The sequence below is a fragment of the Microbacterium sp. SW12 genome (assembly GCF_055391095.1).
In genome coordinates this window covers 310,438-331,919 of the sequence record NZ_AP024335.1, presented here as the reverse complement: position 1 = coordinate 331,919, position 21,482 = coordinate 310,438, and the positions used below count along the sequence as shown (strand labels likewise).

Annotated in this window: 19 protein-coding genes and 2 pseudogenes; 11 read left to right on the top strand and 10 right to left on the bottom strand. The window is 67.7% G+C overall.

The features are described from left to right. Window positions 1-79: 79 nt before the first annotated feature. Window positions 80-487 carry a transferase gene (locus MICSW_RS01705; RefSeq protein WP_374198000.1) on the top strand — a complete coding sequence of 136 codons (408 nt, stop codon included), beginning with the start codon at window positions 80-82 and terminating at the stop codon, window positions 485-487. Between the two features lie 86 nt (window positions 488-573). Then, complete coding sequence (locus MICSW_RS01700; protein WP_464496577.1) at window positions 574-1,188, top strand: LysR family substrate-binding domain-containing protein; 615 nt, start codon at window positions 574-576, stop codon at window positions 1,186-1,188. A gap of 120 nt (window positions 1,189-1,308) precedes the next feature. On the opposite strand, the gene MICSW_RS01695 is transcribed toward MICSW_RS01700, so the two are convergent. From MICSW_RS01695 to MICSW_RS01660, 8 genes and pseudogenes are all read right to left on the bottom strand, one after another. After that, window positions 1,309-1,809: a glutaminase gene (locus MICSW_RS01695; RefSeq protein ID WP_464496576.1), complete on the bottom strand. Its 501-nt coding sequence runs from the start codon at window positions 1,807-1,809 to the stop codon at window positions 1,309-1,311. 4 nt (window positions 1,810-1,813) lie between these two features. Beyond that, window positions 1,814-3,004 (bottom strand): cation:proton antiporter, encoded by a 1,191-nt coding sequence (locus MICSW_RS01690; protein WP_228177385.1) that lies wholly within the window; start codon window positions 3,002-3,004, stop codon window positions 1,814-1,816. A gap of 154 nt (window positions 3,005-3,158) precedes the next feature. Continuing rightward, a complete protein-coding gene (treZ, locus tag MICSW_RS01685; RefSeq protein ID WP_464496575.1) occupies window positions 3,159-4,961 on the bottom strand; it encodes a malto-oligosyltrehalose trehalohydrolase in 1,803 nt (600 codons plus the stop codon). Further along, the gene (gene treY, locus MICSW_RS01680; RefSeq protein WP_464496574.1) at window positions 4,958-7,426 is read right to left on the bottom strand and encodes a malto-oligosyltrehalose synthase; all 2,469 of its coding nucleotides are present in this window, start codon (window positions 7,424-7,426) and stop codon (window positions 4,958-4,960) included. The genes treZ and treY overlap by 4 nt, the downstream gene beginning before the upstream one ends. A gap of 2 nt (window positions 7,427-7,428) precedes the next feature. Continuing rightward, window positions 7,429-9,639: a glycogen debranching protein GlgX gene (glgX, locus tag MICSW_RS01675; protein WP_464496573.1), complete on the bottom strand. Its 2,211-nt coding sequence runs from the start codon at window positions 9,637-9,639 to the stop codon at window positions 7,429-7,431. Between the two features lie 97 nt (window positions 9,640-9,736). Continuing rightward, window positions 9,737-10,459, bottom strand: coding sequence for a GTP pyrophosphokinase (locus MICSW_RS01670; RefSeq protein ID WP_292727800.1), 723 nt, complete (start codon window positions 10,457-10,459; stop codon window positions 9,737-9,739). A gap of 121 nt (window positions 10,460-10,580) precedes the next feature. Then, window positions 10,581-11,915 (bottom strand): xylulokinase, encoded by a 1,335-nt coding sequence (gene xylB, locus MICSW_RS01665; protein WP_464496572.1) that lies wholly within the window; start codon window positions 11,913-11,915, stop codon window positions 10,581-10,583. A gap of 1 nt (window position 11,916) precedes the next feature. Then, window positions 11,917-12,288: pseudogene (locus MICSW_RS01660) on the bottom strand (xylose isomerase); the annotation flags it as partial. An 83-nt stretch (window positions 12,289-12,371) separates the two neighbouring features. Between MICSW_RS01660 and MICSW_RS01655 the strand changes: the two are divergent. Beyond that, the gene (locus tag MICSW_RS01655) at window positions 12,372-13,313 is read left to right on the top strand and encodes an ROK family protein (RefSeq protein WP_464496571.1); all 942 of its coding nucleotides are present in this window, start codon (window positions 12,372-12,374) and stop codon (window positions 13,311-13,313) included. On the opposite strand, the gene MICSW_RS01650 is transcribed toward MICSW_RS01655, so the two are convergent. Next, window positions 13,267-13,656, bottom strand: coding sequence for a response regulator transcription factor (locus MICSW_RS01650; RefSeq protein WP_228177393.1), 390 nt, complete (start codon window positions 13,654-13,656; stop codon window positions 13,267-13,269). The two genes, MICSW_RS01655 and MICSW_RS01650, sit on opposite strands and share 47 nt — an antisense overlap. A 99-nt stretch (window positions 13,657-13,755) precedes the next feature. Between MICSW_RS01650 and MICSW_RS01645 the strand changes: the two genes are divergently transcribed. The 4 genes from MICSW_RS01645 to MICSW_RS01630 all read left to right on the top strand — a co-directional run bounded on the left by MICSW_RS01645 (window position 13,756) and on the right by MICSW_RS01630 (window position 17,096). After that, on the top strand, window positions 13,756-15,783 hold the full coding sequence (locus MICSW_RS01645) for a sensor histidine kinase (RefSeq protein WP_464496570.1): 2,028 nt from the start codon (window positions 13,756-13,758) through the stop codon (window positions 15,781-15,783). A 121-nt stretch (window positions 15,784-15,904) separates the two neighbouring features. Continuing rightward, a complete protein-coding gene (locus MICSW_RS01640) occupies window positions 15,905-16,306 on the top strand; it encodes a DUF4259 domain-containing protein (protein WP_292727808.1) in 402 nt (133 codons plus the stop codon). A gap of 73 nt (window positions 16,307-16,379) precedes the next feature. Further along, window positions 16,380-16,739 (top strand): YidH family protein, encoded by a 360-nt coding sequence (locus tag MICSW_RS01635; RefSeq protein ID WP_464496569.1) that lies wholly within the window; start codon window positions 16,380-16,382, stop codon window positions 16,737-16,739. A gap of 12 nt (window positions 16,740-16,751) precedes the next feature. Then, window positions 16,752-17,096 carry a DUF202 domain-containing protein gene (locus MICSW_RS01630; protein ID WP_292727810.1) on the top strand — a complete coding sequence of 115 codons (345 nt, stop codon included), beginning with the start codon at window positions 16,752-16,754 and terminating at the stop codon, window positions 17,094-17,096. Here the strand turns inward: MICSW_RS01630 and MICSW_RS01625 are convergent. Continuing rightward, the gene (locus MICSW_RS01625) at window positions 17,082-17,594 is read right to left on the bottom strand and encodes a substrate-binding domain-containing protein (RefSeq protein ID WP_375236726.1); all 513 of its coding nucleotides are present in this window, start codon (window positions 17,592-17,594) and stop codon (window positions 17,082-17,084) included. The two genes, MICSW_RS01630 and MICSW_RS01625, sit on opposite strands and share 15 nt — an antisense overlap. Here MICSW_RS01625 and MICSW_RS01620 point away from each other — a divergent pair. From MICSW_RS01620 to MICSW_RS01605, 4 genes and pseudogenes are all read left to right on the top strand, one after another. Further along, window positions 17,509-17,847: pseudogene (locus MICSW_RS01620) on the top strand (FGGY-family carbohydrate kinase); the annotation flags it as partial. The gene MICSW_RS01625 and the pseudogene MICSW_RS01620 overlap by 86 nt on opposite strands. A 17-nt stretch (window positions 17,848-17,864) precedes the next feature. Further along, on the top strand, window positions 17,865-19,127 hold the full coding sequence (locus MICSW_RS01615; protein ID WP_464496568.1) for an alpha-hydroxy acid oxidase: 1,263 nt from the start codon (window positions 17,865-17,867) through the stop codon (window positions 19,125-19,127). A 184-nt stretch (window positions 19,128-19,311) separates the two neighbouring features. Continuing rightward, the gene (locus MICSW_RS01610; RefSeq protein ID WP_464498464.1) at window positions 19,312-20,331 is read left to right on the top strand and encodes a DUF1852 domain-containing protein; all 1,020 of its coding nucleotides are present in this window, start codon (window positions 19,312-19,314) and stop codon (window positions 20,329-20,331) included. Continuing rightward, entirely contained in the window at window positions 20,328-21,353 is a 1,026-nt protein-coding gene (locus MICSW_RS01605; protein ID WP_292727987.1) for a methionine synthase, read from the top strand. The genes MICSW_RS01610 and MICSW_RS01605 overlap by 4 nt, the downstream gene beginning before the upstream one ends. Window positions 21,354-21,482: the final 129 nt, after the last annotated feature.

Here is a 21,482-nt window from a genome sequence, read left to right as displayed (position 1 = left end):
AAACGGATGCAGGGGAATGAATCTCCGTACCACGGCGTTGGGGAAGGTACTGGGGCCGAACGGCCCCGTGGAGGAGATCGTGGGCAAGAACTACGTCGACATCGAAAACGACCACGGCGAGACGCTGCGGTATCGCAAGCACGCCAACGGGCGGGGGCTGATCGCGCACGGGGCCAAGGTGCACCCGACGGCGATCGTCGAGGCTGGGGCGTATGTCGAGCCGGGAGTTCAGATCGCTGCTGGCGCCCGAATCGGCCGCGGCGTGTGGATCGAGTCTGACGCGCTCATCGGTCCGGAGGTCGTCGTTGCGCCGCACGCGCACATCGGCCCGGGAGCGGCGATCGGCGCCGGCTCCAAGATCGGCATCCGCACCGTCATCGGCGCCCACGCGCGCGTGGCGGTCGGCTCGCTTCTCGGCGACGACGAGACCGTCGGTGAGAACGAGCGGGTAGCGACAGATCGTCGCGGCCTCCGGCTCGCCGCCTGAGCTGGGCAACCTCATCGCCATTGTCGTGGCGGTAGCCTGACGGGATGGCCAGGCGCGACCGATCTCCCCGATCACGTGATGCGCCTGTGCCACCTGACACGCCTCCGGCTGAGCTATTCCGGTTGGGAGCTGTGCCCGGGGCGACGCCGGGAAAGTGGATTTCGCTGTGGCGAGAACGGATGCCGCGCACGCGCCTGGAGCTGGTGGAGATCAGCCCGGCCTCGCAGCGTGACCAGTTGGTGGCCGGGAGCGTCGATGCGGCGCTGGTCCGACTGCCCATCGACAAGACCGACCTCCATGCCATCCCGCTCTATGACGAGGTCCCGGTGGTGGTCTTCTCAAGCGACTCGGCACTGTCGGTGGCCGAGGAGCTTACCCCCGAGGACCTGGCGGGCGAGGTCCTCATCGTCCCGGAGGATGACGTCCTTCGGGTGACAGCCCCGGGAACCCTCGAGCCGCGTTTCGTGGCCCCGACGGACACGAAGGCGGCTGTCGAACTGGCGGCGGCGGGTGTCGGCATCCTGATCGTCCCGATGTCGCTCGCGCGGCTGCATCACCGCAAGGACGTCACGTATCGGACCCTCGCGGGCGGTCCCACCTCGAGCATCGCGCTGGCATGGGTAGCCCAGCGCACCACACCCGAGGTCGAGGCCTTCGTCGGCATCGTGCGCGGCCGCAGCACCCGTTCCTCCCGCTCCTAGCGGCGGATCAGGCGCCTCGGCTATTCGCGACGGTAGGAAGAATCCGCGGCGTAGGACGTTTAGCCCCAGAACCCACCTACCTGCGTGATTTCTCCTACCTCGGGGAGAGCCGCAACCGGATCAGGTGGCGCCCTGGGGCGGATGCCGAACCAGCTCGACCCGCTCGCGAACGTAGGTCTCGGCATCCGCGTAGCCGCCGGCCATACTCCAGCGCACGCGAAGCTGCCCGTCGCTCACTGCGAGCGGCGCTATCTGTGTTGATGGCTGCTCACCGAGGGTCGAGGTGTCGATGCGCCGCCACCCGAGGTGGACCGGGGCGCCGGGCAGGATGCCGCCACGAAACGCCGCCTCGGCGAGCCCAGCCCGCGCACGCTGGGACTCCGCGGTGTATCCGCGGCGCGCCGGCTCCCGCGACCTCACGATCTCGCCGGTCGCGTAGAGGTCGACGGGGCCGAGCAGGAGCACGCCGAGATGCCATGCCTCATCGCGGAGGACGACCCTCGGTGCGCGCGGAATGCCCAGCATCCGTGGTGTCACTACCTCGCCGAGCAGCTCCCGCGGCGCCGCGGCGAGTTCAGCTCTGGCCCACGCGAGCAGACCGGGCAGATCAGCTGGTTTCACCGCGCTAGACCGCGTCATCCAGCTCGGCGGGAACGCGGCTGACGCGCTCGCCTCGCAACAGCATTCCAATGAGCGGATAGATCAGCACCGACAGCATTCCCGCGGTCACGAACAGGGCTGCCTGCGCCGAGGTGAGGAGATTCTCGTCCACGCCGATCGCGGTGACGGCGACGATGATCGGCAGGCCCGTCGCACCCAAGAGACCAAGAGCGATCCGATCGCGCACGCGCGACCCCGGCGGTGCGACGAGCATCGACGGCACACCGCGCACGATCAGCAACGCCACGAGGACGACGGGCACGAACAGCAGTAGCGCGGGGTTTGCCAGCAGTGCCGCGAGGTCGAAGGTGACGCCGGTGTAGATGAAGAAGATCGGCACGAGGAATCCGAAGGCGATCCCCTCGATCTTGCTCTCGACAGCCTCACGGTTCTCCTCGGATGCGTCGCGCATCATGAGCTGCCACACGATTCCTGCGGTGAACGCCCCGAGCAGGATGTCGAGATCGAGCGCAATACTCAGGGCGAGCAGCGCCCCGAGGATCAGGAACACGACACGGATCGCGTACTGTCCCGACGTGTGCAACGTCGCGCTGACCACGCGGTGCATCATCCCGTGCGGGATCCGGAAGGCGAGCCAGATCGCAAGCCCCGCGATCACGAGGAAGGCAGCGAGCACGATCGAGGCGACGCCCGGGTCTCGCCCGCCGAGGAAGACGGAGATCGCGACCAGCGGACCGAACTCGCCCACCGCGCCGACTGCCGCAACCGCCTTGCCGAACGGAGTCTTCAGTTCGCCGGCGTCGCGAAGGATGGGAAGGATCGTCCCGAGGGCCGTCGACGACAGCGCGATGCCGATGATGATCGCCGCGCCCAGCGGGCCGACGAGCAGGCCGATCAGGATGCCGATCCCGAGCGAGAGCAGCCATCCGACCGCGGCGTTGCGGCCGGTTCGCCCGCGGAAGGCCGTGAAGTCGAGTTCGGATCCTGCGACGAAGAACAGCATCGCGAGTCCGAACTGAGCGAGGGCCGCGAAGAAGTCGACCGGCTCCACCCAGGCGAGCACGGACGGCCCGACCAGGATGCCGAGCACGAGTTCGAACACGACGATCGGAACCGCGAACCACCGCCCGATCACCCGGGTCAGCAGCGGTGCGAGCGCTGCCAGCAGCGGGATGATCAGGAGATTCGCGGACATCCCTTCACGATAGCGAGCACCAGCCCGGGCTCGGGTCAGGGGCAACCACCGGCACGAACCCACACTCTTCTGCGCGAACCCACACGATCCGCACGCAGAAACGTGTGGGCTCGCACCCAAACCTGTGGGTTCGGCGCTCGGTTCGGAGCTCGGGTCAGGGGCGAGCGGGGGCGACGATCGCGGCGGAGTCGGGGGCGAGGGTGATTACGGATGCCGCGCCCGACGGGTCGGGGCCGGACGCCGCGGTGATGACGGGCTCGACCTCACACCCTCCCGCGCTCAGCAGGATGACGGCATCCGGCGCCACGGCGAAGGTGTGCGACGACCCGGTGAGATTCACGAGGACCGATAGCTCACCGCGCTGGAGCACGAACCACCGCGCCCGCGGATCATCGCTGTCGGCACCACTCCCCGAAAGCGCATCGCAGTCCGCGAAGGCGGGATCTGTCAGCTCGGGCCGCGCGCGACGCACCGCGGCGAGGTCGCGATACAGCTGCAGCAGCCGCGCGTGGTCGACCCCCACCTCCGGTGAGGTGGATGCCTCTGCCCAGTCCAGCTTCGAGCGGTGGAAGGTCTCGGGATCCTGCGGGTCGGGGACGATCGCCGGGTCCCAGCCCATTTTCTCGAACTCCTCGATGCGACCCTTTGCGGTAGCTTCCCTCAGCTCGGGCTCCGGGTGCGAGGTGAAGAACTGCCACGGCGTGGATGCTCCCCATTCCTCGCCCATGAACAGCATCGGCGTTCCGGGCGTAGTCAGTGTCAAGACCGCTGCGACGGCAAGCCGGTCGGTGGAGAGGGACTGGCTGAGCCTGTCGCCGGCGGCGCGATTACCGATCTGATCATGGTCTTGGCCGAAGGTCACCAGCCGCCAGGTGGGAACCGTCGGTGGGATCGGGAAGCCGTGGTCCCGCCCCCGGAACGACGAGTAGGTGCCGTTGTGGAAGAACCCTTCGGTCCAGACCTTGGGGAAGGCGCCCAGCGCGCCGAAGTCCTCGTAGTACCCCACGGTCTCGCCGCTGACTGCGACATGGAGCGCGTGGTGGTAGTCATCGCTCCACTGTGCGGTGAGACCGTACCCGCCGGCTTCCCGCGGCAGGATCAGAGTCGGGTCGTTCAGATCGGACTCCGCGATGAGCGTCAGCGGCCGACCCTGGTGCGCCGAGAGGGCATCGGCGGCCTCGGCGAGCTCCTGCAGGATGTGGGTCGGGCTCTCATCACGGAGGGCATGCACGGCATCCAGCCGCAGCCCGTCGACGTGGTAATCGCGCAGCCACATGAGGGAGTTCTGGATGATGAACTCGCGCACCTCGCGCGCGTCGAGGTTGACCGACAGTCCCCACGTGTTGCGCGCCGCATCACGCAGGTACGGGCCGAACTCGGGCAGATAGTTCCCGCTGGGGCCGAGGTGGTTATAGACGACGTCCTGGATGACGGCCAGCCCCGCGGCGTGCGCGGCATCCACGAACCGCTGATAGGCGGCGGGGCCGCCGTAGGCCTCATGGACCGTGTACCAGAGCACGCCGTCGTAGCCCCAGTTCCAGACGCCGTTGAACCCGTTGACCGGCAGCAGCTCGACGTGCGTGACCCCGAGCGAGATCAGGTGATCGAACCGCTCGATGGCGGCATCCAGGGTGCCTTCGGGAGTGAAGGTTCCGACGTGCATCTCGTAGATCAGGCCGCCGGCCAACTGACGTCCGGTCCACGAGCCGTCGGTCCACGCGAAGGCTTCGGCGTCGAAGAACGCCGATGCTTCGTGCACTCCCCGGGGCTGACGCCGCGACCGCGGATCGGGGCGCAGCGCGTCGCCGTCCCCGAGGACGAACCCGTACTCGTCACCATCAGCAAGCTCAACGTCTGCCGTCCACCATCCGCGCTCACGCACGGTCATCTCCGCGTCGGCATGGCCGGGTCGACGCATCCGTACCCGCTCCGCTCGGGGAGCCCAGACCTCGATCATGCTTCCTCCGCTTCTCTGGAACCCGAGACACCGGAGCCTGTGTGAGAAACCCCGTCACGTGCGGTGTCTCGACGCTTCTCGGGTGTCTGACGTGTCAGGAGCGCGACAGGAAGCGCGCTCAGCACCTCGCCCAGGGGCACGTCTCCGCCGGGATAGGCCCGGCCCGTGAGCGCATCGGTCCAGGTTCCGCCCGGGATCAGCATCCGGGTGTCGCCCCAGCCGCCCCGTGCCACCAAGCGCACGGGCAGCCGGGTGGCGACGGCGATCGCCCCACCCCGGTCGAAAGCTATGGCGTGCCCGGACGCCGAACCCAGCACCTCGACGGGTAGATAGCGCGTGAACAGCTCGGGCCGGTCGCGCCGCAACCGCAGCGCGCGCGAGGTGACCAGGAGCTTCGCTGCCCCCGAAGCGTCGATGGCGGGAACGTTCCCCTCGGACTCGCCACGGTCGAGCTCGGCGAGCATCGCCGCGCGCTTCGCGAAGTCGACAGCGCGACGGTTGTCGGGGTCCACCAGAGAGGTCTCCCACAACTCCGACCCCTGGTAAACGTCGGGAACTCCGGGCCCAGCCACCTGCACGAGCTTCGCAGACAGCGAGTTACTCCACCCCGGCTGCGCGATCTCGGCGACGAAAGCCTCGACCAGTTCCCTGGCTTCACCGTACGCAGCGTCGACGACGGCGTGCATCCGGCGCTCGAAGTCGGCATCGGGATTCCACCAGGTCGTTGCCTCTGCCGCTTCCCGTGCTGCCTTCTCGGCGTAGGCGTGCAGGCGCTCAGGAGTGGCGGGCCACGATCCGATGATCGCCTGCCACAGCAGGGCGTCGAACGGCCCGTGTCCCGTCGAGGCGATTCCTCGCAACTGTTCGAGCACGTTCGCCCAGCGATGCGGGATCTCGGCGAGCACCGAGAGGCGCGCCCGCACGTCCTCCCCGCGCTTCGTGTCGTGCGTCGACAGGGACGTCATCGATGTCGGCCGCTGTGCCTGCCTGCGGGCAAACGCCTCGTGGAGCCCCGCGACCGATAGCGAGAACACCGACGGATCCCCGCCGACCTCGGTGAGGGTGCCCAGGCGCGTGGCCCGGTAGAACGCGGTGTCTTCGACGCCCTTGGCCATAACCGGGCCCGTCGTCTGCTGGAAGCGGCGGGCCACCTCGAGCGCCGGGTCGGCCACGAACGGCGAGAGCGTATCGATCGCCGCGGCCAGGTCGGGGCGGCGAGCGGATGCCTCGGCCAGGGCTTCATCGAGTGCCTCCCGCCCGGCGGGGAGGTAGGAGCGGTAGACGGGGAAGCAGGCGAGGATCTCAGCCAGGGCATCGGCGGCATCCGGAGCAGCGAGCGCCACGTGCTCGGGCAGACATCGCACGAGTCGGGCGATCTCGCTGCCCTGGATCGTGTCCGCGATCATCCGCTTGGTGTCGTGGATGAGATCGGGCCAGGGTTGCGCCGGCCGCAGGCCGGTCGCGCGGCGCAGCCGCTCGTCGAGGGCGTCAAGGGCACCCTCACCGTCAGGGTCGATGAGGACGCGGTCGATCTCGGCCATGGCGTCGTACCCGGTCGTGCCGTCGGTGTCCCACCAGGCCGGCAGCAACTCAGGATGCTCCGTCGCGCTGTGCTCGAGGATCTTCTCGACCAGCGTGTACCGGCGGCCGGTGAGCGAGCCGAGCCGTTCGAGATAGCCGCCGGGGTCGACAAGCCCGTCGGGGTGATCGATGCGCAGGCCATCGGCCAGCCCCTCCCGGAACCACCGCGCCACCTCTTCGTGGGCCTCGTCGAAGACCACCGGGTCTTCGACGCGCACTCCCGCCAGGGTCGAGACCGCGAAAAAGCGCCGGTAGTTCAGCTCGGATGCCTCGAGCTGCCAGAACATCAGCTCGAAGTGCTGTCGAGCGAGCACCTGGCGGACGGCATCCGGGTACGACGTCGCTTCCGCCGGCGCGGTCCCCTCCGCGAGCGGGAACTCGTGGTCGAAGTAGCGCACCGTGCCGTGGGGCGCGAGCGCCGTCGGCGCCGGATCCACCCGAATCTCCATCGCATCGATGATCTCGTCGGCGTCCGACCCGAGGACCGGCACTCGCACCTTTCCGCCGCCGAACTCCCAATCGATGTCGAACGCTGCGGCGTACCGCGAGTCGCGACCACGCAGCAGCACGTCCCACCACCACGGGTTCTCGGCGGGCACCGCGATCCCCATGTGGTTGGGAACCGTGTCGATGAGAATGCCGAGGCCCGCGGCGCGCGCGGCAGCGGCGAAGCGTTCGAGTCCCTCCGCCCCGCCGCGGGCGGGGTCTACGCGGGTCGGGTCGACGACGTCGTATCCGTGATCGGAGCCGGAAGTCGACTGCAACAGCGGGGAAAGATAGGCCCAACCGACGCCGAGGTCGCGCAGGTACCCGGTGACGGCGGCTGCGGCATCCAGGTCGAACGCGGCGCGGATCTGCAGGCGGTACGTCGACTCAGGATGCATCGCTACCTCGACAGTTCTTCCTTGGGGGCCGCTCCCGGGACCTCGTCGATCGAGACAGTTCCGGTGGCCAGGGAGGCTGCGACGAACCTGTCGACCTCGACCTCTTCCTCGACGTGCTCGCACAGCACGACCACCGACTTGGCAGCGAGGTCCACTGCCGCGCCCGGATGGACCGGCTCGGTGTTGGCGAGCGTCCCGGCGGTGTCGACCAGAACGTCCCAGTTGGGGCTGAATTCGACATCCGGGAGCGTGAACTCGACCGGCTCGTCGCCGGCGTTGAAGAGCACGAGGAAGTGCAGATCGGTGATCGGCTCGCCACGGCGGTCGCGCTCACGGATGCCGTTCCCATTGAGGAACACGCCGATCGAGCGTCCGAATCCGGAGTCCCAGTCTTCCGGCTGCATCTGCGTGCCGTCCGGCCGCAGCCACACGATGTCGGGGATGCGCTCCACTTCTTCGCGGCGGACGGGACGCCCGTCGAAGAAGCGGCGACGCCGGAACGTGGGGTGATCGCGGCGCAGGCGGGCCAGTGCCGACGTGAAATCGATCAGACTCGCGTCGACGTTCTCCCAGTCGATCCAGGTGATCTCGTTGTCCTGGGCGTAACCGTTGTTGTTGCCGCCCTGCGTGCGCCCGAGCTCGTCGCCGTGCAGCAGCATGGGCACACCCTGCGACAGCAGCAGCGTCGCAATGAAGTTGCGCTGCATCCGCTCCCGCAGTTCGTTGACCTGCGGGTCGTCGGTGGGACCTTCGACCCCGAAGTTCATCGACCGGTTGTCATCAGCGCCGTCGCGCCCGTCCTCACCGTTGGCCTCGTTGTGCTTCTGCTCATACGAGACGAGGTCGCGCAGCGTGAACCCGTCGTGAGCTGTGACGAAGTTGATGGATGCCACCGGCCAGCGCCCGGAGTGCGCGTACAGGTCGCTGGATCCGGTCAGCCGCGAGGCGAACTCTCCGAGGGCCTGCGGCTCACCCCGCCAGAAATCGCGGACGGTGTCGCGGTACTTACCGTTCCACTCCGTCCATTGCGGCGGGAAGTTCCCGACCTGATAGCCGCCGGGACCGACATCCCAGGGCTCGGCGATGAGCTTGACCTGACTGACCACGGGATCTTGCTGGACGAGTTCGAAGAACGTGGCGAGTCGATCGACGTCGTAGAACTCGCGGGCGAGGGTCGCAGCGAGGTCGAAGCGGAAGCCGTCGACGTGCATCTCGAGCACCCAGTACCGCAGCGAGTCCATGATCAGCTGCAGTGCGTGCGGGTTGCCGACGTTCAGGCTGTTGCCCGTGCCGGTGTAGTCGGTGTAGTACCGCTTGTCGTCATTCTCGAGGCGGTAATAGGCCTCGTTATCGATGCCGCGGAAGGAGAGTGTGGGACCCAGGTGGTTGCCCTCTGCGGTGTGGTTGTAGACGACATCCAGGATGACCTCGATACCGGCCTCGTGCAGGGCGCGCACCATGCCCTTGAACTCCTGCACCTGCTGCCCCCGCTGCCCCGACGAGGAGTAGGTGTTCTGCGGCGCGAGGAAGGCGATCGTGTTGTAACCCCAGTAGTTGGAGAGGCCCTTCTCTTCCAGCATCGAGTCGTTGATGAACTGGTGCACCGGCAGCAGCTCGATCGCCGTGACCCCGAGCCGCTTGAGGTGCTCGATGATCAGCGGGTGCGCGATGGCGCTGTAGGTGCCGCGGATCTCATCCGGAATGTCAGGATGCCGCATCGTCAGCCCCTTGACGTGGGCCTCGTAGATGAAGGATTCCGAGTACGGGATTCGCGGCGGCCGGTCACCGCCCCAGTCGAAGAAGGGATTGATGACAACGCCCTTCATCATGTCGGCGGCGGAGTCGTCGTCGTTGCGCGAGTCGGGGTCGCCGAAGGTATAACCGAACACCGACTGGCCCCAGTTCACCTGCCCGTCGACAGCTTTCGCGTAGGGGTCAAGGAGCAGCTTGTTGGGGTTGAACCGCTTGCCGGATGTCGGGTCGTACTCGCCGTGGACGCGGTACCCGTAGCGCTGCCCCGGTGCGATGTTGGGGAGGTACGCGTGCCACACGTACGCATCGACCTCGAGCATGTCGACGCGTGTCTCCCGACCGCGCTCGCCGAACAGGCACAGCTCGACTCGGTCAGCGCCCTCACTGAAGAGGGCGAAGTTGGTTCCGTTCCCATCGAAGGTCGCACCCAACGGATACGCCGACCCTGGCCATGTCTGCACGGCACCCCTTCCTGGTGGGATTCCACCCTAGTCGAGCAGGGTTTCCCGGTGGGGGTGGTTGCTACCGGGAGCTCAGCCCTGCTAGAGCGGCGGAAGATCAGACCTCGAGAGTTCGCGGTGGAGCCGGACGGATGCCGTGCACCTGACGGTGCAGGCGCTGCATCCGTTCGTCGAGTTCTGCGGCGCTTGCCGCGGCATCCTTCAGCTCCGCAAGCAGAGTCTCGGGTACCTGGCGGTCGAACTTGTAGTAGATCTTGTGCTCGAGGCTCGCCCAGAAATCCATCGCGATCGTGCGGAACTGGACTTCGACCGGCACGTCGACGCGCCCGGTCGAGAGGAATACGGGAACCCGCACGATCGCGTGCAGGCTCTTGTAGCCATTGGGTTTCGGATCGGCGATGTAATCCTTCACCGAGTGCACCTCGATGTCGTCCTGCTGGGTGAGCAGGTCGAACAGGCGGTACGTATCTGCCACGAAACTGCAGGTGACCCGGATGCCCGCGATGTCGGTGATGTGCGCTCGGATCGAGTCGAAGTCCCCGTCGATGCCCTTTCGACCGACCTTGGCGACGAGACTGTCGGCGGATTTCACGCGGCTGGAGATGTGCTCGATCGGGTTGTAATCGTGCAGTTGCAGAAACTCGTCGCGCAGGATCTCGACCTTCGTCTCGATTTCCTTCAGGCCGAACTGGTACGGCAACAAGAAGCGCTGCACCTCGTCGCGGGCGGCCCTCAACTGCGAGAGCGAGACAGTCACCTCATCGGAAGCCGGGTGCGAAAGCTGCGAGGTCGCGGGGTGCATGGCCGACGCGTGACTCATGCCGCCAACCTACGGACCGCGGGTACGAGATCGCTGTGAGTCCGGCAGCCGAGCGCGACCCCCTCCCCGCCCGCACGAGGCTGCACCGTGCAGTCTCGCGGGCACGGACGGGAGGGGGAGATCAGTCCAGGACGGACGCAGCCTGACGAGCGGCGCCGAGCGCCACGTACTCACCGGGCGACGGAACCTCCACGGGCATCCCGAACACCGCCGGGGCGATCTCGCGAACTGCGTCGGACTGAGCGCCGCCACCGATCAGTACCGCGCGGCGAAGCGGCACATCGAGAGCGCGCAGGGCGTCCAGGCCAGCGCCGAGCCCAGACAGCATGCCTTCGACGGCGGCGCGGGCCAGGTTTTCGCGTGTTGTCGAGGCGAGGGTCATGCCGGTGAGGGCAGCTGTCGCATCCGGCAGATTGGGCGTGCGCTCCCCCTCGAAGTACGGGAGGAGGGTCAGGCCCGCGGCTCCCGGCTCGGCGGCCAGCGCTAGCCGGCTGAGGCCATCGTGGTCGACGGAGAGCAACGCCGCGATCGTGTCGAGCACCCGCGCCGCGTTGAGGGTCGCGACAAGCGGCAGGAAATGCCCGTCGGCATCCGCGAACCCGGCAACAGTCCCGGTGGGGTCGATCGTCCGATGCTCACTCACGGCGAAGACGGTTCCGCTCGTTCCGATCGAGATGACGACATCGCCGGGGCCGGCACCGACCCCGAGCGCGGCGCCGGCGTTATCCCCAGCGCCGGGCGCGACACGCCTGCCGTCGCGACCTGCCACCCACTCCCGCGGACCGAGCACCCGGGGGAGCGCGGCGTCATGGCCGAGCGCGGCGGCCAGCAGATCGCGGTCGTAGCCGTCGGCCACGACCTTCCCTGCCGCGTCCGCACGCCAGGCATCCGGCGACCAGTACCCGGTGCCCGAGGCATCCGACCGGTCCGTGACGAGTTCTTCGAGCACGGGACCGCGAGCAGACTCGCCGCGAGGACCGTAGCCTCGCAGCCGCCACGTCAGCCAATCGTGCGGGAGTGCGACTGCCGCCACTCGGGCTGCGTTCTCGGGTTCGTGATCGCGCAGCCACCGGAGCTTCGTGATGGTGAACGAGGCGACCGGCACGAGACCCGTGCGCCGAGCAAGGTCCTCAGCACCGAATTCGGTGATGAGATCGGTCGCCGCCCCGGCGGACCGGGTGTCGTTCCACAGCAGCGCGGGACGGATGACGCGACCATCGGCATCCAGCACCACCATGCCGTGCTGCTGACCCCCGATCGACCAGGCAGCCACATCATCGAGGCCGCCGGCGGCCGAGACCGCCTCCTGCAGCGCTGACCACCACGCGGCGGGGTCCACCTCGGTACCCGCCGGATGGGCGGCACGGCCTTCCCGGATGACCGCGCCGGTCTCGGCATCCGTCATGACGACCTTGCACGACTGGGTCGACGAATCGACCCCCATCACCAGTGTCACGTCAGCGGGCGCCCATCAGGTGCTCGGTGGCCAGCTGCTGCAGACGCACGAAGCCGAAGCCCTTGCCGCCGAAGTACTGCGACGGGTCGAAATCCTCGTAGGCCGAACGGTCAGCGAGCAGGTCGTCGTATGACTCGCCGTCGCCGAGGGTGGTCACCGAGAGTTCGGGGACGCGGGAGGCGGCGAGCGCCTCCTGCACCTCGGGGTCGGCGCGGAAGGCCTGCGCCCGTTCCTTGAGGAGCAGGTAGGTGCGCATGTTGGCCGCAGCGGAATCCCACACGCCGGACTCGTCCTCGGTGCGGCTCGGCTTGTAGAGCCGGGAACCGACAGCGTCAGGACCCGCAATCTCGCTCGCATTCTCGGGCAGGTCCACCTCGAAGGCCCTCGGTCGCGGGCAGCTCTGACCCTCGCGACGGGACTCAACCGTTCGACGATCGCCGATCTCGTTGCCGAACTGTGCACGGCGGGCCTCGTAACAGAGACCGCCCCCGATCCCTCGCGGCGCGTCGGCCGCCCGTCGCCGGATCGAGCGCACCGAACTCGTCACTCCCGGCGAGACTGCGGCTCTCGTGGCCGACACGGTCGCTGCGTGGCAGGAGACCGCACTCGCAGGGCGCCGCATCGTCGGCATCGGGATCGCGGTTCCCGGGCTCGTCCGCGCGCGGGACGGCCTGGTGCGCACCGCCCCCCCACCTCGAATGGCACGATGCACCGATCCGGGAACTCGTCGCCGACGCGACCGGGCTGCCCACGGCCGTCGACAACGACGCGACCCTCGGAGCCGTCGCCGAGCACCTCTACGGCGCGGCGCGGGGACTCGACCACGTCGTCTATCTCAACGGTGGCGCCAGCGGCATCGGTGGCGGTCTGATCGTTCACGGGATGCCGGTGCGAGGGGTTTCCGGCTACGCCGGTGAGTTCGGTCAGAACCGTCCCGGCATCGCCAGCACGGCCGATCAGCAAGCTCCCGAGGGCGTCCTCGAGGACGAAGTCAGCCGCTCACGGCTTCTGCGGGCAGTCGGCCTGACGAGCGCCGACGACCCGACGTTGGCTGCTGCGCTGTCGACATCCGATGACCCCAGCGTCGCCGCCGAGACCGACAGGCAACGACGGATTCTCGCGACAGCACTGGCGAACGCCGTCAACGTCCTGAACCCTCGCGCGATCGTGCTCGGCGGCTTCCTCGCGATGCTCACGGAGGGGGCCACGGATCAGCTCACCGATCTCGTACGCGCGCAGTCGATGCCCGCGAACGCCGAGGACGTCGACATCCGCGCCGCGGTCCAGGCCGATGACAGGCTCCTGATCGGCGCCGCCGAGGCGGCGTTCGCTGGCCTGCTGGCAGATCCGCTCAGCCGGCTTCCGGAGCGGCCTGGTCCTCTGGAAGAAGCGCGCTGACCGCGCTCAGCAACTCCGCCTTCGTGAAGGGTTTGGTCACGACAGCAGAGAAACCTTGCGCGCACGCGTAATCGTGTTCGGCGGGGTCTGAGCGGGCCGTGAGCAGCAGCAGGGGCATCGCGGCGAGTGCGGCATCCGCCCGCACCGCCTGCGCGACGCCGATGCCGTCGAGACCCGGCATCATCCAGTCGACAACGGCAAGGTCCGGCTTCGACGATTGGATCGCCCCGAGTCCGGAGGTGCCGTCGTAGTATTCGTCAACATCGTGGCCAGCACGAGCGAGACGGATCGCGACGAGCCGGACGATGTCCGCGTCGTCATCGATGACGATGATGCGCGCCACGCGACCCTCCCTTCGGCAAAAGTCTGCTTCAGGCCTGCGAAAGCCCCTGCTGTGAGCCATGCTAGTCCGAAGGGGTGGGCAGGTCAGAAGGGATCGGGCATGACGCGGCCAAGCGTTGCGGCGACAATCGGTCAGGCCGCGCCACTATGGCGAGCCGTCTTCGTCGCCGGGCTGGTCACACTCGGCGGGGCGCTGGCCGTCATCTTCGCGCTCGAGCAGCGCGGCGAGATGAGTCTGGCGTGGTGGTGGCCAACGGCGGCTGTGGGCGCGATCGCAGCGGCGGCATCCCCGCTCCGCTGGCGGTGGTTGACCGCAATCGCGGTGGGCCTGGCGTCGGGCCTGGGATCGGCAGTCGCCGACCGCCCCCTCTTGGTGGTCGTTCTGGGGTCCCTCGGCATAGCGGCCGAGGCGTGGCTGGTCGCGACCGCGGTCTCGCGTGAGCAGGATCGCCCCCGGCTGACAACGCTGATGGATGTCGGCCGCTTCGCGATCGGCGCGATCAGCGGAGCAGCAATCGTCGGCGCGCTCGTTGGCGTTGCCCGTGAGTTCAGCGGCGGCGACTTCGTGGATGTCTTCTGGACGATCGGCGCGTCGCACCTGTCTGCGATGGTCCTCATCGCCCCGTTGGGACTCATCGCGATCCCCCGCGCAGCGTCGGTGCGCTGGTGGCGCAGCGTCGGGCTCACCGTAGCGATGCTCGCCGCCACGGTGATCGCGTTCTTCCCCGGCACACCGATCGCGGTTCCGATCCTCGCCATGCCGCTCATGGCATGGGCCGCGGTCGCCGAGCCGATGTTCTTCGTCGCCGTGCAGCTGCTCGCGGTCGTCGGCACCGCCTCGGGACTCACCGTCATCGGTGGCGGAGCGTACGCGGCTGCCGGCTCGGAACTTCCTACCGCAACAGCACTCCACGTCTTCACGATCTGTTTCGGCGCGACGACTCTCGCGATCTCGGCATCGCAGAACGACAGACGGGCACTGGAGAGCCGGCAGATGGCGGTGTCGCATCTCTTGCATGACGCATTCCGGCAGTCCAAGAGCGGGTTCGCCATCCTCCAAGAGGACGGCCCCGGCAAGTACTCCGTTCTCGAAGTCAACGCTTCCGCGGTCGTGATGCTGCGCAGCGAGTTCGAGCGCTCGGATACGGGACGCTGGCGACTTCGCGAGGACGCGCTCCTGCGACCGTCGCTGGCCGAGGCGACATACGACGTGTCGGTGACCGTCGATTGGGAGGATGTGGCACCCGGGAACCCGCCAGCCACGATCACGATCGACGCCGTCAACCGCTCCGGCCTGAACCGCGTACTCCTGGTATCGGTCCAGGATCTGCGGCCGCTCCGAGAAGCCGAGCGAGAAATGGAGTGGCGGCTGGAGCGCGAACGCCAGGTGAGCAGGACGTTCCAAGCCCTCACCCAGCAAAAAGTCGACTTCGTCGCGAGCGTCACGCACGAGCTGCGGACCCCGATCACCTCGATCCTGGGATTCGCTGAGGAACTCAGCGACACGACCGACGACCCGAACGTCCGCGAGCAGGTCGAGGTCATCCTTCGCAACGCGACGCGGCTACGCGGGGTGATCGACGATGTATTGCTGGTGTCAAAGCTCAGCCGCGGATCGGCCCCAGCTGACGCTCTGCCCGTCACCGATGCCGGGCTGGCGCTGCAGCGCAGCATCGAAGACGCGAAGCACAGCATCCAGCAACGCCACCTTCGGGTCGCCGCCGAGATCGAGCCGGATCTGCCCGTTCACGGTCGCGAGATCGATCTCACGCGCGTTTTCACCAACATCCTCACCAACGCGATCAAGTTCTCGCCCGATCGCGGCACGATCTCTGTCGTTGCCTACCGCACCGACCACCAGGTGGTCGTCACGATCTCGGATGAGGGCGAGGGAATCGCCGACGAGGACCTGACCCACATCTTCGATCGGTTCTATCGCAGCTCCTCGAGCACGAGCCGCGGGGTGCCGGGGACCGGTCTCGGACTCGCTATCGTCAAGGAGCTGTTGTCGTCGATGGACGGCAGGATCGAGCTCGCGCGGGCCGAGCCCGTCGGAACCTACGCGCAGATCACTCTTCCGATCGCCGATATCGAGCCGGTCGAATCCACCGGCGCACCCACCCCCTGACCCCGACCCGAGTACGCGCGTCGGAGCGCACAGCGGCGCATGAAGAGGTTTTGCCGGGGAGTCACACCGGGGCCACCCGAGGAGCGTGAACCGTTCATCCGCGACATATACCGTGTGGGCCATGGGTGCATGGAGCGTTGAGCCGTTCGGCAACGATGTCGCGGCCGACTGGGCATGGGAGCTCGAGGACGAGTCGGACTGGGGAGTCGTCGACGACGCCCTGGCGGACGCGCTCGAGGACGTCGAGGACGTCGAACGCGACACGGCGATCATCGCCGTCGCCGCAGCCGAGGTGGTCGCGCACGGTCTCGGACACGCGACGCAGCGGGATGCATACACCGAGGAGGTCGAGTCCTTCATCGTGCGCGCCGGGCGACCGACGCTCGACACGGTGGCCCTCGCGATCGCCGCACTGACCGCGGCGTGCGGCGAGGGCAGCGAGCTGGCTACCGAGTGGGCGGGGGCCGGGGATCCGGGCTGGTGTGAGGCCATCGAGGATCTTCGCTCCGCGCTGAGCACCTGAGCGCACGTGACCGCCCCGAGTGAGCGGCGTGGGTCACGCTAGGGTGTGACTCGTCAGCGAGCAGGGAGGGCCGATGAGATCGCGGTTTCCGCAGTCCGTCTACCGCCATGGCTCCGAACCGGACGTCCGCTTCACACTGGCAAATGAACGCACCTTCCTTGCCTGGATCCGCACTGCGCTCGCGCTGATCGCCGGTGGCGTCGCCCTCGAGGTGCTCGGGCTCGCGCTCCACCCCGGCCTGCGTCTGGCAGCCAGTCTCGTGCTCATCGTCATGGGCATGATCACCCCCGCTTTGGCGTGGCTCGGATGGCAGCGCAGCGAGCGTGCCCGTCGGCTTGCCACCCCCCTTCCGGGGTCGCTGCTGGGCGCGGTCACCGGCGTCGCGGTCACCGTCTCAGCGGTGCTGATCTTGCTCGCCGTCATCTTCGCCTAAGGCGACATCCGCGTGAGTGACGAGCTGTACGATCCGGGTCTCCAGCCCGAGCGGACAGAGCTGGCGTGGCGGCGGACCGGGCTGAGCATCGCCGTCGGATCCGTCGTGGCGATGCGACTACTGCCGGCGGCTCTCGGAAGCGGATGGTGGATCCTGCCCGGCATCGTCGGGGTGATCTTCTCGGCAGTCCTGTGGGGATGGTCGCGCCGGCGCTACGAACGCGTGTCATTCGCGACAGTCACCGCCCGGGATCACACGATCGTCCCGGACGGGGCGCTTCTACTGACCCTGGCGGTGTTCGTGGGACTTGTCGGAGCCCTCGGCATCCTCGTGCTGGTCGCACTACCGCTGACCTGAGGACCTCGGCGGGGCGGTCGTGGCGCGTGGGATGAGCTGCGTGGCCAGGCGCAGATGGCGTTCGGGCGGTTCCTCACCGTTCATGAGAGTCGCCAACAGCGACATGGCTGCCGCCCCGAGCCGCCGCATGGGCTGGCGAATCGTCGTCAGTGGCGGCGACATCCGGGATGCTTCGAGCACATCGTCGAATCCGATCACCGACAGATCGCGTGGGACCTCGAGGCCGATCTCCCGCGCGACTTCGATGATCCCGATGGCGGAGAGGTCGTTGGCGGCGAAGACGGCGGTCGGGCGGCGCGGCGACTCGAGCAGCGACAGCGCCGCGGTGCGCGCAGCATCCTGCTCGTAGAAGCCGACTCGCACGATCTCGGCGTCGTAGGGGATTCCTGAATCGGCCAACGCCCGGCGATAACCGGCGTCTCTCGCCGAATACGTGAGGTGCACCGTGGAGTCCCTTGCACAGGCCTTCGCGGATGCCGCGCTCACCGCCGGCCGCATCGGTGGCGTGCCCGTGCGCACGATCCATATCGTCGGGGGCGGCGCTCTGAATGAGCTGCTGTGCCAGCGGACGGCGGACCGATCGGGTCTTCCGGTGCTGGCCGGACCGGTGGAGGCGACAGCGCTCGGCAACATCCTCGTGCAGGCTCGCGCCGTTGGATTGATTGAGGGAACACTCGAAGACCTGCGCTACCGTGTGGTCAGGACACACAGCCCTCGGCGTTACGACCCACAGGCGTCACGCATCCGATGACACGGAAGGACACCGTCATGGTGAAACGTCAGCTTCCCCAACCCGCCGAGCTGTTCGAGCTCATGAAGTTCAAAAAGCCCGAGTTCGACGGACGCACCCGACGCCTGCAGTCCGCGCTCACGATCGCCGACTTGCGCACGATCGCCAAGCGCCGCACGCCGAAGGCGGCTTTCGACTACACGGATGGCGCGGCCGAGGGCGAGCTGTCACTCACTCGCGCCCGCCGCGCATTCGAGGACATCGAGTTCCATCCCGACATCCTGACCCCCGCGCCCGACATCGACACCTCGGTCGAGATCCTCGGTGGTCCGTCAGCGCTGCCGTTCGGTATCGCGCCCACCGGCTTCACGCGGCTCATGCAGACCGAGGGCGAGATCGCCGGCGCCTCGGCGGCGGGAGCAGCCGGCATCCCGTTCACGCTCTCGACCCTCGGCACCACCTCGATCGAGGAGGTGAAGGCCGCAAACCCTCACGGGCGCAACTGGTTCCAGCTGTACGTGATGCGCGACCGGGAGATCTCCTATGCGCTTGCCCGCCGAGCCGCGGCATCCGGCTTCGACACGCTCATGTTCACCGTCGACACCCCGGTCGCCGGTGCGCGCCTGCGCGACAAGCGCAACGGCTTCTCGATCCCGCCGCAGCTGACCCTCGGCACGATCGTCAACGCCATTCCGCGGCCCTGGTGGTGGTACGACTTCCTCACGACTCCAAAGCTCGAGTTCGCGTCGCTCTCATCCACTGGCGGCACCGTCGGCGAGCTGCTGGATGCCGCGATGGACCCCACGATCAGTTACGAGGATCTCGCCGTCATCCGCGACCTGTGGCCCGGCAAGATCGTCGTCAAGGGCGTTCAGAACGTTGCCGACTCGGTGCGCCTGATCGACCACGGTGTCGACGGCATCATCCTCTCCAACCATGGCGGTCGGCAGCTCGACCGCGCGCCCATCCCCTTCCACCTGCTGCCGCAGGTCGTGCGGGAGGTCGGAAAGGACGCCACGGTCATGATCGACACCGGCATCATGAACGGCGCCGACATCGTGGCATCCGTCGCCCTCGGCGCGAAGTTCACGCTCATCGGTCGCGCGTACCTGTACGGCCTCATGGCCGGGGGCCGCCAGGGCGTGGACCGCACGATCGAGATCCTGCGCACCGAGATCGAGCGCACGATGCGCCTGCTCGGCGTGTCGAGCCTTGCCGAACTCGAGCCGCGCCACGTCACACAGTTGACGCGCCTCGTGCCGGTGGGTTCGGGCGCGGCATCCGTTCCCCTCGAGGCCTGACCACCGCTCACCAATCCGTCACTGTGTTACGCGGCGAGTTGCACGTCGGGCGCGAAGCCGAGATGCTCGAACACATCGCAGCATGACGCGAAGCCTCGCGCCCGAGCACGTCATCGGGCACGCGCTGCGGCTCCCTGACAACTCAGCGGGCCGCCCCGGCTCGCCCGAACTCGAACGGTCTGTCATGCGTCTGACGTCTCCGCCTGTCCCTGTCTTCACCCTCGAGCGTGTCCGATTCGACGAGGACTACCGTCCTCTCGACAACACGCGCATCACCACCAACTTCGCGAACCTCGCACGCGGCGAGAACCGCAAGGAGAACCTCCGCAACGCGATCCGGATGATCGACAACCGGTTCAACGAGCTCGCAGCTAGCGACAACGAGACCGCAGACCGCTACTCGGTCGATCTCGATATCGTCTCGGTATCGGTCGACCTCGACGAGGGCGGCGACGGCGAGCGCTTCCCGATCATCGAGGTACTGGAGACGACGATCGTCGACCACCGCACCGGTAGCCGCATCCCGGGCATCGCCGGCAACAACTTCTCGTCGTATGTGCGGGACTACGACTTCAGCGTCGTGCTCCCCGCACACAACGCCGCCGGATCCGGTTTCAGCGTCCCCGATGACTTCGGCGTGCTGCACGGAAACCTGTTCCGCAGCTTCGTGGCGTCGGATGCCTATACGCAGCACTTCGCGAAGGCTCCCGTCATCTGCCTGAGCGTCTCGAGCACCAAGACCTACCAGCGCACCGACACGCAACATCCGGTTCTGGGCGTCGAATACCGCCAGGACGAGTACTCGCTGACCGATGACTACTTCGCGAAGATGGGGATGCGGGTCCGCTACTTCATGCCACCCCGCGCTGCCGCCCCCCTGGCGTTTTACCACGTCGGGGATCTGCTCACCGACTACTCGGACCTCGAACTCGCCGCCACGATCGCAACCATGGAAACGTTCCAGAAGATCTATCGTCCCGAGATCTACAACGCCAACTCTTCGGCTCCCGCGCGGTTCCAGCCGAGCCTGAGCCAGCCCAACTATTCACTGACACGCATCGAGTACGACCGCGAGGAGCGCAGCCGCCTCGCCGTCGCGCAGGGCCGTTTCGCCCAGGAGCACTTCATCGAGCCGCACCGGGAGTCGCTGGAGCTGTGGTCGGCGCAGTTCTCCGCCCGCGAGCTGGAGGAGGCACGCGCATGACGCTCCTTCCCACCTCCACCGCGGGCAGCCTGCCGAAGCCGGCGTGGCTCGCCGAACCCGAGACGCTCTGGTCGCCCTGGAAGCTGGATGACGACATCCTCGCCGAGGGAAAGCGGGACGCGCTGCTGCTGGCGCTCTCGGACCAACAGCACGCGGGAATCGACATCGTGAGCGATGGCGAGCAGAGCCGCCAGCACTTCGTGACGACCTTCATCGAACACCTCGAGGGCGTCGATTTCGAACGCCGCGAGACGGTGCGTATCCGTGACCGTTATGACGCGTCAGTGCCCACAGTCGTCGGCGCCGTCGCTCGCAAGGCGCCGGTGTTCGTCGAGGATGCAGCCTTCGTGCGCGCCCACACCGACCGACCCGTCAAGTGGGCGCTTCCCGGGCCGATGACGATGATCGACACGCTTTACGACGCCCACTACGGCAGCCGCGAAGAGCTCGCGTGGGAGTTCGCCGGCATCCTCAACCAGGAGGCGAAGGAACTGGCAGCGGCGGGGGTCGACATCATCCAGTTCGATGAGCCCGCGTTCAACGTCTTCTTCGACGATGTCAACGACTGGGGGATTGCGGCGCTCGAGCGAGCCGCCGAGGGGGTGACCAGCGAGACCGCGGTGCACGTCTGCTACGGCTATGGCATCAAGGCCAACACCGACTGGAAGGCCTCCCTCGGGTCGGAGTGGCGCCAGTACGAGCGCATCTTCCCCCGCATCCGCGAGTCGAGCATCGACATCGTCTCGCTTGAGTGCCACCATTCCCACGTGCCGATGGACCTCATTGAGCTCATCCGCGGCAAGAAGGTCATGGTCGGGGCGATCGATGTCGCCAGCACCACGGTGGAGACGCCGGGTGAGGTTGCCGACACGCTACGGCGAGCGCTGCAGTTCGTGGATGCCGAGAACCTCTACCCCGCCACGAACTGCGGTATGGCTCCCCTGCCCCGCGGTGTCGCACGGGGAAAGCTCGCGGCCCTCACCGCGGGCGCAGCGATCGTTCGGTCGGAGCTGATCGGCTGAGCCCGGCATCCGTCTCGGGACCGCACCGCGGTCGGGTCCCATCGCCGAGGTAGGAGAAATCGCCGACGTAGGACGATGTGCGTCTGAAGCGTCCTGCCTCGGCGAGAACTCCTACCTTCGTGCGGAGGC